The 8896-nt window shown below is 63.0% G+C and carries 8 protein-coding genes; 3 read left to right on the forward strand and 5 right to left on the reverse strand.

The features are described 5' to 3' along the window. Positions 1-1025: 1025 nt before the first annotated feature. Positions 1026-1382 carry a hypothetical protein gene (locus RSO01_RS44720; RefSeq protein WP_147157102.1) on the reverse strand — a complete coding sequence of 119 codons (357 nt, stop codon included), beginning with the start codon at positions 1380-1382 and terminating at the stop codon, positions 1026-1028. Positions 1383-1452: 70 nt separating this feature from the next. On the opposite strand from RSO01_RS44720, the gene RSO01_RS44725 reads away from it, so the two are divergent. The 3 genes from RSO01_RS44725 to RSO01_RS44735 all read left to right on the forward strand — a co-directional run bounded on the left by RSO01_RS44725 (position 1453) and on the right by RSO01_RS44735 (position 3943). Next, the gene (locus RSO01_RS44725) at positions 1453-1818 is read left to right on the forward strand and encodes a DUF7079 family protein (RefSeq protein WP_147157103.1); all 366 of its coding nucleotides are present in this window, start codon (positions 1453-1455) and stop codon (positions 1816-1818) included. A gap of 376 nt (positions 1819-2194) precedes the next feature. Next, positions 2195-2728, forward strand: coding sequence for a hypothetical protein (locus RSO01_RS44730; RefSeq protein ID WP_147157104.1), 534 nt, complete (start codon positions 2195-2197; stop codon positions 2726-2728). A 105-nt stretch (positions 2729-2833) separates the two neighbouring features. Continuing rightward, on the forward strand, positions 2834-3943 hold the full coding sequence (locus RSO01_RS44735) for a helix-turn-helix transcriptional regulator (protein WP_170303844.1): 1110 nt from the start codon (positions 2834-2836) through the stop codon (positions 3941-3943). Positions 3944-4062: 119 nt separating this feature from the next. Here RSO01_RS44735 and RSO01_RS44740 read toward each other — a convergent pair whose 3' ends face one another. The 4 genes from RSO01_RS44740 to RSO01_RS44755 form a co-directional block, all read right to left on the reverse strand. Then, positions 4063-4632 carry an inositol monophosphatase family protein gene (locus RSO01_RS44740; RefSeq protein ID WP_170303845.1) on the reverse strand — a complete coding sequence of 190 codons (570 nt, stop codon included), beginning with the start codon at positions 4630-4632 and terminating at the stop codon, positions 4063-4065. A gap of 186 nt (positions 4633-4818) precedes the next feature. Beyond that, on the reverse strand, positions 4819-4998 hold the full coding sequence (locus RSO01_RS44745) for a hypothetical protein (protein ID WP_170303846.1): 180 nt from the start codon (positions 4996-4998) through the stop codon (positions 4819-4821). A gap of 247 nt (positions 4999-5245) precedes the next feature. Continuing rightward, on the reverse strand, positions 5246-7672 hold the full coding sequence (locus tag RSO01_RS44750; RefSeq protein ID WP_147157108.1) for a molybdopterin-containing oxidoreductase family protein: 2427 nt from the start codon (positions 7670-7672) through the stop codon (positions 5246-5248). Positions 7673-8348: 676 nt separating this feature from the next. Then, entirely contained in the window at positions 8349-8762 is a 414-nt protein-coding gene (locus RSO01_RS44755; protein WP_147157109.1) for a hypothetical protein, read from the reverse strand. Positions 8763-8896 lie beyond the last annotated feature (134 nt).

The following is an 8896-nucleotide window of genomic DNA, read 5'->3' on the forward strand; positions in this document are numbered from 1 at the left end:
GGCTCTAGCTCTTATGTCCCCGGTCAAGAGCCCAGACAAAAGAGGTTTGTCGGCACCAGTAGGGCATCGGACGATCGAGATGTGATCTGCGCAAGGTTGGGGACGGAGCGTCGACACGACGGGTGATCAGGCTCTTATCCGCGGGTTGGCTACCGCCTTCCGTGCTTTCGTCTCGGGGCTTTCCTCTGTCTAGTTGGCTGTCGGCGTAGGTCTGTCGCCGTCCAGGAATACCCAAGTCTCAAAGCGCGTGGCAGTCCGCAAGGTCGATCCGGGTGCCTTCGGGGAAAAGCTGCCGGAAGCAGGCTTCCCATTGATCCCTGACCCTCTTCCCGGCGACGTCGGCGCAAAATCCGGACCTTTGAACCTCATTCACCAAGCCCGTGCACCAATACGCCTTCCCGGTCGGTTTTCCGCAAGCGGCGCTGCATGACTTTACGGCATCCACGCAGGCCGTTTCCGCACTTTCATGCGCAGGTCGACAGAGATTTAGCGCCGTGCTCAGACACTTAAATTTCTGCGAGAACTCGACCTTTTCGCATCCCGCTCGCGCAGCCTTCTGGCAAGCGATTTGCGCATCGTAGGCGGCCGCCATGCACGCCTGAGCATTGTTCTGGCAGTTAGTTTGGAAGCAGTTCGCAAAATCTTGCGCGAAGGCCGGACCAAACGGCAGAGCAAGACCCATTGTGACGATCAAACTCAGGCTGATCGTGATCGGATATAGTCGCGCGCCCCTGCCACCGCTCCGATTGGAAAGCCTTTCCCCAGTCATTTAGTCCGCCCCGGTTTGAGCCTCGGATTTGTCGCCAATAAGCATGTTGAAGGCCAGGGACCGACCATAATGGACGGTTACGTCCTCGCTCGTGCGCAGTCTCGCGCCTGCATTGCTAGCAGTGTGCGGCACGCGGGCGCGCTGCAGTGCTGGCGGGCAGTGTTGTTGCTGGCCGTTTGCCTCCATCGGCCGGCTGTTGCCGGTATCGCATCTGCCACGACGAAAAATAGGGGAGCGAACCTCCATGGTGGTGCCCCTAAGACTCCACCCACTTCGTAATCAACATTGTCAGGATGATAAGTGCACCCGCCGTACCGACTACCAGGGCCACACGGGGATCGGCCATCCCACTCGGCGTGGCTTTTAGGCGACGGTAGACCACGAGTATTATACTCGCGCCGAGGCAAGCGAAGCCGGCGAATATCAGCCAGGCCGCCACGCCGTGAAAGTGGTAATAGTGCTTGGCGCCGCCATATCTGCGTGAGGCAGGGACCGCCAAATCGTCGCGCAGCACACCATAGGCCCCAAAGCCGACTAGCCATGCTGCGATCACAGTCGCCAATGCGTTCGCAAGCATCGGATTGCGGCTTCGCCAGTTTCCGCGCATTCTCATGGTTCCTCATATCCCCGCGGGCGCGCGGCGAAGGAATGTCAGGCGCTCGTGGATCAGCTATTATTCCGGGATGCTGAGCCAATCGGATATTGATCGCAGATCGCCGGTCTGGCACGGGCTCTCGCAGCTTTTTCTCGACACGGAGCTCCAGCGCCAAGATTACGAGTCGATCGCCGGGCCGCTTCGAGCTTCTGGTTATTCGATGCAAGAGCTTCATCGCATATTGAAGGATGAGGTCGCTCCCGCCTTGGCGCCAAACCTCGCGAGTGCCGCTGGCGAGTGGGCGGGCTGGAGTGAGAATACCGTTCGGGATCTCGTCGTGCGGTCACTGCAAAAGCGGGACGTGTTGATCTGGCGGATATTGCCGATGCGGTGGGTCGATCGCCGACACGTCGAAGCGGAATGGAACAAGCTCGCGCCTCTTCTGGTCGGGTAGTGGCTTTGCGGCGTGATGCTTTGGCGAATCATCCAGACGGAGCGCCGATGCCAACACCGGCCGTCTCCGGGCCGCCTGCCCACGGCCGCGACGAGCTCATCCCAGGACGGCGCCCTTCTACGAGCCGCGTTCGGTGCTGAGGTCATAGGCAAGGCCAAGCTTCCGTCCAGAGCAGTCGTGCCGCACGCATGAGTATGGATCGGCAGCGGCCGGCCGACATATCCCAAATGGGACTGGTGCAGCGCCCAGGATCGTCAGCCAGTCCGCGGCGGCTCACCAGCGGATCGAGGCTACAAAGGACAGTATGACGGGTGGCTCCTCTTCCCTGGCTTCCGTGGCCCGACCGTCGACCTTTCGGGCGGCGCCCGGCGGGGCGATGAAGCGCGCCGGAATTGTCGGAGCCTTCGTGACGGTCCGGGCTGACGAGAATGGGATTGAGCTCGAAGGCTCCGAACACGGTCGCTTGCGAATTGAGTATGGCGCGATCGAGCGCATGCGCGTCGAAGTCTACGAAGGCCGATACGGTACCCGGTATTTCCGGACCAACCTCTGGCGAGGCGGCATTCACGAAGAGCTCACTCTGCTGCCAATGTCCAAGGAGAACGGGGCTTATGCCGTGACGATCCGCGCCATCGCGACTGTATTGCTCCGGGAGGGTCGCGGCGGGCGCGTGTGGAGCGGCAGCTCCGCCCGCGAAGCCGCCTTCGTCGCGGCCTTGATGGCGACGGTGGCCGCGGTGTTCAGCGGTCTTGTCTTGCTCGATCGCGACGACTTCGCGGGACCTACGATGGTCGTCCTCGTATGCGGGCTCTGGCTCCTGGGCGGCGCGATTGCCTTTTACCTACTGCGGCGCGATTGGCCGCGCCCCGTTCAGCGGCGGGCCGACCTCGATTCCTACCTTCCACTCTAGCAAGCTCAGGTTGCGGCGCTGCGGGGTTGCGATATCCTGCACCGGCGGGCTTATGAGCTGCAATCGCAACCGACTGTCAGCTCCTGCTGTCGATGAGGGATGCGGATGTTGGCAGACCCGGAGACCCTGCGTTGCCTTGAGCTGATTTCACAGGCCGCACTTGATGCCAGATTGTGGACGCCGGCCCTCACCGCGGTGACCGCGATGTTTCGCAGTGAGCACGCCATCCTCTTCAGCAACAAGGCATCCTGGTCGAGCTGGCCGTTCAAGGCGACGTCTGGTCTCGACGATCGTGACCTGGCGCGATTCTTCGCAGCCGAAACCATGCATCTGTGGGAGCCGTGGCATCGGGCAATGGTGCCCGGCAAGGTCGTTCCCCATCATCAGGTCGTCAGCGACGCTGTGTTCGAGGAGACGGAGCTCTACAACGATATCATTCGCCCCACCGGGACCTTCTATGGAACCTGTTTTCAGCAGGACGGGGACGGCCTGTCATTCCATCTCAACGTCTGCCGTCGTCGACGCGTCGGCGCCTTCTCGCCGCACGAGACGCAGAAGCTGCAGACGTTGACAGCGCACGTCACCCTCGCCCTTAGATTGCAACACAGGTTCGCCGTCCTGGAGGGCCGGGCCGAGCTGCTGAGCAGGACGTTCGACCGGATGGAAGACGGCGTCATCGTCCTGGACGCCAGGGGAAATCCAGTCGTCCTCAATGCCGCGGCTCAGCGACACATCGCCCGACAGAACGGAATTGCGCGCGGCACAGGCGGCATGAGGGGCGGAACTAAGGCGTCCACCGAGAAGCTGCGGCAAGCGATCGCCCGCGCAGCCTTGCCCATGGGTGCCGACGCCACGCGAATGCACCTGCCGCGGCGACCGCCACAGCCACCTCTGCTGGTCGATATTCTCCCCCTTGGCCAGCTTGCCCTTTCGTCTCCGGGATCCACGCCGCCTTCGGTTGTCATTTTTCTGCGCGAGCCCAACGAACCGGTCACGCTGGACCGCGCGGCGGTCACGGACTTTTACCGGCTGACGCGCCGCGAGGGCGATATCGCCGCCTTGCTGATGGACGGCATGACGGTGGAGATGATCGCGAAGAGACTCGAATTGACCCAAGGGACGGTTCGAAATCATCTCAAGCGCATTTTCGAGAAGACTGCCGTGCACAGCCAAGTCGCGTTGTTGGCGGTGCTGCGCAGTTTCGGGCGGCGCTGAGATCCACGGGCGGCGTGAAGACATCCGCTACTCTTCGCCTTTGTCTGCATCGGTCGCTGGGGCGCCAGGCCCGGGTCGCGAACCGCCGCCCTGGGCTTGGGTTGCCATTCGCTGCCTGGTCACTGCCATGGCGGCCTCAGCTCGATGCGTGCGTCGGCCATGATGAACTCCATCACGGCCAAACGTCCGGATGCCGGAAACGCCGGGTTCAGGCTCACTGCGACCACGGCGCTGCTGCGCTCGAGCGCTGCCGGCGGGTCGAGAGCCCGGCCGTTCACGGTTGGTCTCAGGTCGCGGCCGCCGATCAACACTTGATCGCGTGCCGGTGCATGGATGATGCCGAACTGCGGACGGCCGTCCTGGAAAAGCCCGACCGACACCGCCCACTGCTCGCTGCCGCGCACGAAATTGAGGGTTCCATCGATCGGGTCGATGACCCAGATGCGACCGCTCCTGTCCGGCACCGCGGCCCCCTCCTCGCCGAAGACGCCGTCCTGCGGAAAAAATCGTGACAGGCCATCGGTGAGAAACCGCTCGACCTCGCGGTCGGCCGCGGTCACCAGGTCGAGATGGCCCTTCAGGTGGACCGAGTCGCCGGCGAGCCGGCGAAACTGACCGAGGGCGAGGTCGCCGGCCTGCCGCACCAGTTGCTCGAGCGCAGCGCAAGATCGGGAGAAGTCGTCGATCATCCAATATGAGCACCGCTTGCAACGAGGTCGCCTTTTCCGCGCACAGTGTAGCAGCGCGACGACAGGTTGCATCAGTCAGCAGGGGCACCCGGAAATCCGGTACGTGTCGAACCTGACGTGTGTTGAATCTCTCCGACCCTGTGAGGTCGAAATGGAGTACTGACGTCAAGTCATGAAGCGGTGAGCCTACTCAAGTCTCAATCCGGCCGCTTTGGCCAGCTTGTCGTGCTTGACGAGTTCGCTGGCGAAGAACCGTGTCGCTTCCTCGGGAGAACTACCGACGGTTGCGAGGCCCTGGCGGAGGAGCCCGTCGTGGACCTGCGGCGTCGCCAACGCCGCCTTCAGTGCCTTGTAGAGACGCGCCACCACATCGGCCGGCAGGCCTGCCGGACCGATTCCTTCGCAAGCCGCTCCGCCTCAGCGGCGAGGACTGCCTGATTTTTTTTGGGCCTCTTGCAACAACCGCTTTGCAGCAGCACGCGGATCGGCTTCCTTTAGGAGGAACAAGATTGGCGTTGTCACTCTATGTACTTAGTTTCGACGGTTAGGTCGGCGTTTTGCGATAATATGTCGGCCATCGGCAGGTGAGACCGCTCAATCCACCGACGTGTCGTCACGAGACGCCGGCTGCCCGAATCTCGCACATGTTGGCGCGGTAGGATGCCGTGCGGCTGACCGGGTCCGCGACCGTCGGGTCGATCAGCAGATTGTAGTTGGCTCCCATCGGGCCGAACGGGTCATAGCCCGGTGCATCAAGCTCGGCGCAACCCTGCCACCAGCCATGCTGGCCAACCACGACGCGAGGATCGAGAGTCTCGTTGAAGCGGGCGCAGGCGCGAACGCTTCCATCCGCCGTCGTGATCGACACCCAATCGCCCTGGGATATCTGGCGTTCCCGTGCCGCCTCGGGATGCATCTCCACCTCGGGAAACATCGAGCGCTTGCGCAGGCTCGCCAGCGCCCTGTTCTGGCTTTGCAGGAACAAGGTGGGCTTGGCGCAGGTCAGCAGCAGCGGAAACCGGGCCTTGGGATCCCGCAGCGACCCGGGCGCTCCGGTTGGGTCGACGAAATCGGGCAGCGGTGCGTAGCCATGCTCGAGCAGGGTCTCCGAGTAGAGTTCGACCCGCCTCGATGGCGTGGCGAAGCCGCGTGTAAAACCTGCAGCGTCTGCCTGCGCATGCTTGGCATGCTGGGTCTTCAATGGCACGCGCACCCCTTCCGGATGGGCGCGCAACTGCTCCAGCGTGACGCCCGAGGGTTCCAGTTGCTGGCGATAGGCTGCGTCGATGTCGCCGTTCCAGAACTCGGCAGCGAAGCCGAGGCGGCCGGCGAGATCGAAGATGATGCTAGCATCCGGCCGCGCCTGCCCTGGAGGCGGCACGACGGCTGGCCGCAGTTGGACAAGGGACTGGGCCTCGGCGCTGATTTCGAACCCGACCCGCAATGCTTCGCGTTCGAAGGCCGATGCCACCGGCAACACCACGTCGGCAAGAGCGGCAGTGGGCGTCATGAACATGTCGAGATGAGCGTAGAAGTCGAGCGACGCCAGGGCCTTTCGCCCGTAGATGCCGTCGGCTTGCGACATCAGCATGTTGGCGCCGAACCCGATCAGCCCGCGGACCGGATAGGGCTTGCTTTCCAGCATCGCCTCATAGAGCTCGCGTCCGCCGACGAAATTCCAGCGCGCCAGTCCCAGCGGACGGTCCGACATGCCAAGCGCAGGCGCCATGCCCTTCGCCCCTGGCAGGTCGTTGCCCACGATCGGCCTGGTCGGCACGCCGGGAAGAAGCACATTGCCGCCGGGGCCGTCGAAACTGCCGGTCAGCGCATAGAGCAGCGACATAGCGCGCGCCGTCTGGGTCGTGTTGGCGTGCTGCTCGTGTCCGCTCCAGGCGTAGTAGGAGACCGGACGTGCGTGCCAGATCAGCCGAGCGGCCGCTTCGAGCTGATCTGGTGGAATCCAGCACGTCGCCTCGACAGCTTCCGGCGGATAGGTGCGGCAGAGGGCGGCGTAGAGCTCGAACGCGGGACGGCAGATCACCTCGCCTTGCGGCGTCGCGATCCGGTACTCGCCTTCCAGCGCCAGGCTCGATGCGTCGGCTTCATGGTGTCCGGCAGCCGCGTCGTACGCGACCAGGCGCGCTTCCGTCTCGTGCCAGGCGAAGTAGCGACGTGCGCCCTCATCGCCCGAGTCCTGGCCCAGGTCGTGCGCGCTCAGCAACCGCCCGGTATCGTTGCGCACCAGGAGGGGCCCATTGCTCCACGCCTGGATGAATTTCCGATCATACCAGCCGTTCCGGATCATCAGGTTGGCGAGCCCCAATGCCAGAGCGCCGTCGCTGCCCGGGCGGACGCGCAGCCAGACATCCGCCTTGGCGCCGAGCCCGACCTTGCGCGGATCGATCACAATCAACTTCATGCCCCGCTGCAGCGCATCGGCGATTGCGGTGGCGTGCGTCAGGCGCGAGAAGGAGGGGTTGTATCCCCACAGGATCAGGCATCCGGCGTTGGCGATGTCCGCCATTGCGCCCTGGCCTCCTCCGATCGCGACGATGCCGACGCCGAACGTGTATTGAGTGGCAAAGGCGCGCCCCCAACCGCACACGTCGATGCTGCCGTAGAGGTTCGGCGTGCCGAACGCATTCCTCAGCCGTTGCACGAAGACCGCCGAATCGCCGATCGCCGTGGTCGAAGCCGACGCCATACTGAAGGCGACTGCCCTTGCCCCATACTGCGCCTTGATCCGCTGCATAGCGGTGGCGGTGAGGTCGAGCGCTTCGTCCCACGAGATCGGAACCCACCCGGGATCGCTGTCGCCTTTGGGACGCGTGCGGCGCAGCGGACGGGTCAGCCGATCGGGGTGATAAACCAGTTCGGGTGCGGCGCGTCCCTTGGCACAGATTGCCTGCCCGGTCGGATGCGAGGGATCGGGATCGAGCCGTGTGAAGCGTCCGCCCTCCACCGTGGCGATGGTGCCGCAACGTGCGATACACAGGGCGCAATGGCCGTGGATTTTCTGCGTGGACGCATGGTCAGTCATGGCGATCGCGCTCCCTTCCAAACGTTCTCATTTGGCACCAGCCAGCCCACCGCTTTCGCTGAAACTGTGCGGGTATTGTTGCTGGTGGGACGACGGTGAAAACTGGCTACGCCAAGCTGAGCACTCATCCAAGTGAGCCCAGCAGGCGACCGACTGCAAGGAAAAGCGTAGCGACTGGGACGGCGAGACTACGCAGCATCGAGCCAAAGCAGAAGCACTAAGCGTTGCTCAGCATCAGCGCTGCCGCCTGCGATTATCGGCAGCTAACCGATATGTAGCATCCATCTCAGTCCCCCATTAGGCCTTCATTCCGCTGATGCTACGCCCGCAGTATCGTTCGATCCATCCAGAGCGCCACGTGAAACAACCGGCGGCGTCTGTACAAGGGTGACGACGGATCGGGGCCGAGCCTGTTTACCATCAGGTCCGTCGCTCGCGCCCAACGTGGATCCAGCAACATGGCCGTGATCGCGCGGACGCACCCTGCGTTTGGCGTGAGCGCTACCTGTGGTGACTGGAGCGCACGCCAAGCTGTAGTCACATTTGCGCCCGCGCCTGAGTTGGCAAAACCTAATGCGACGCAAACGTCGCCCTACGCTTCCGCTGGTCGAGGTTGGCTTTAAAGCACGAAGCCGCCGCGATAACTGACCGTTTCGGGACAGCCCAGTTCGTTTGTCTACTTCCACTCCCAGCCCGTGAGGAGCGCTTTGCCGTTTTCGTCAACATCCCATTCATACACGACGGCAAGTCCATTCAGCGCTGCAAGTGCAGCCGATTGCGACGTGTAGTAAATGGCCCCTCTAAAGGACGCAGCGCCCGCCGCATTGGTGAACTTACCGGCCCCAGCAGCCCGGAAAGTAGCGGTGTCGCCTGACTGCGTCATCACCACCCCTTGATTGGGGCATTCACCGTAGAGCGTTCCATTGGGCAATATCGTCGACCAATAGGTGACCATCGCCTTGGCTGGATAATTGAGAAGGGTTCCCGAAATCTCGAACGTTGCTTCGAGTTTGGGCGAGCCTTGAGCCACGGGAAGCACCCGCTGGGTCGTCATCTTGCCCTGCATCTCAGAGATTTTTTGCCCAAGCATGTCTGATCCTCCCGTACTGAGTTGTGTTGATCCCGGTGGCGCCGTTACTGACGCCGGAAGTGATGCCGTCGATGCCCCTAGATCAGCCCGAACAGGTCGGCTTGGTGAAGCCGCTCGCCAAGCTGGCCGCCCGG

Source organism: Reyranella soli (assembly GCF_007992495.1).
In the GTDB taxonomy this organism is placed as follows: Bacteria; Pseudomonadota; Alphaproteobacteria; order Reyranellales; family Reyranellaceae; genus Reyranella; species Reyranella soli.

Bases quoted from the DNA above. Each gene is read 5' to 3' on its own strand.
- RSO01_RS44720 (WP_147157102.1), bottom strand. From the start codon at position 1,382: ATGAGAATGCGCGGAAACTGGCGAAGCCGCAATCCGATGCTTGCGAAC.
- RSO01_RS44725 (WP_147157103.1), top strand. From the start codon at position 1,453: ATGCTGAGCCAATCGGATATTGATCGCAGATCGCCGGTCTGGCACGGG.
- RSO01_RS44730 (WP_147157104.1), top strand. From the start codon at position 2,195: ATGAAGCGCGCCGGAATTGTCGGAGCCTTCGTGACGGTCCGGGCTGAC.
- RSO01_RS44735 (WP_170303844.1), top strand. From the start codon at position 2,834: ATGTTGGCAGACCCGGAGACCCTGCGTTGCCTTGAGCTGATTTCACAG.
- RSO01_RS44740 (WP_170303845.1), bottom strand. From the start codon at position 4,632: ATGATCGACGACTTCTCCCGATCTTGCGCTGCGCTCGAGCAACTGGTG.
- RSO01_RS44750 (WP_147157108.1), bottom strand. From the start codon at position 7,672: ATGACTGACCATGCGTCCACGCAGAAAATCCACGGCCATTGCGCCCTG.
- RSO01_RS44755 (WP_147157109.1), bottom strand. From the start codon at position 8,762: ATGCTTGGGCAAAAAATCTCTGAGATGCAGGGCAAGATGACGACCCAG.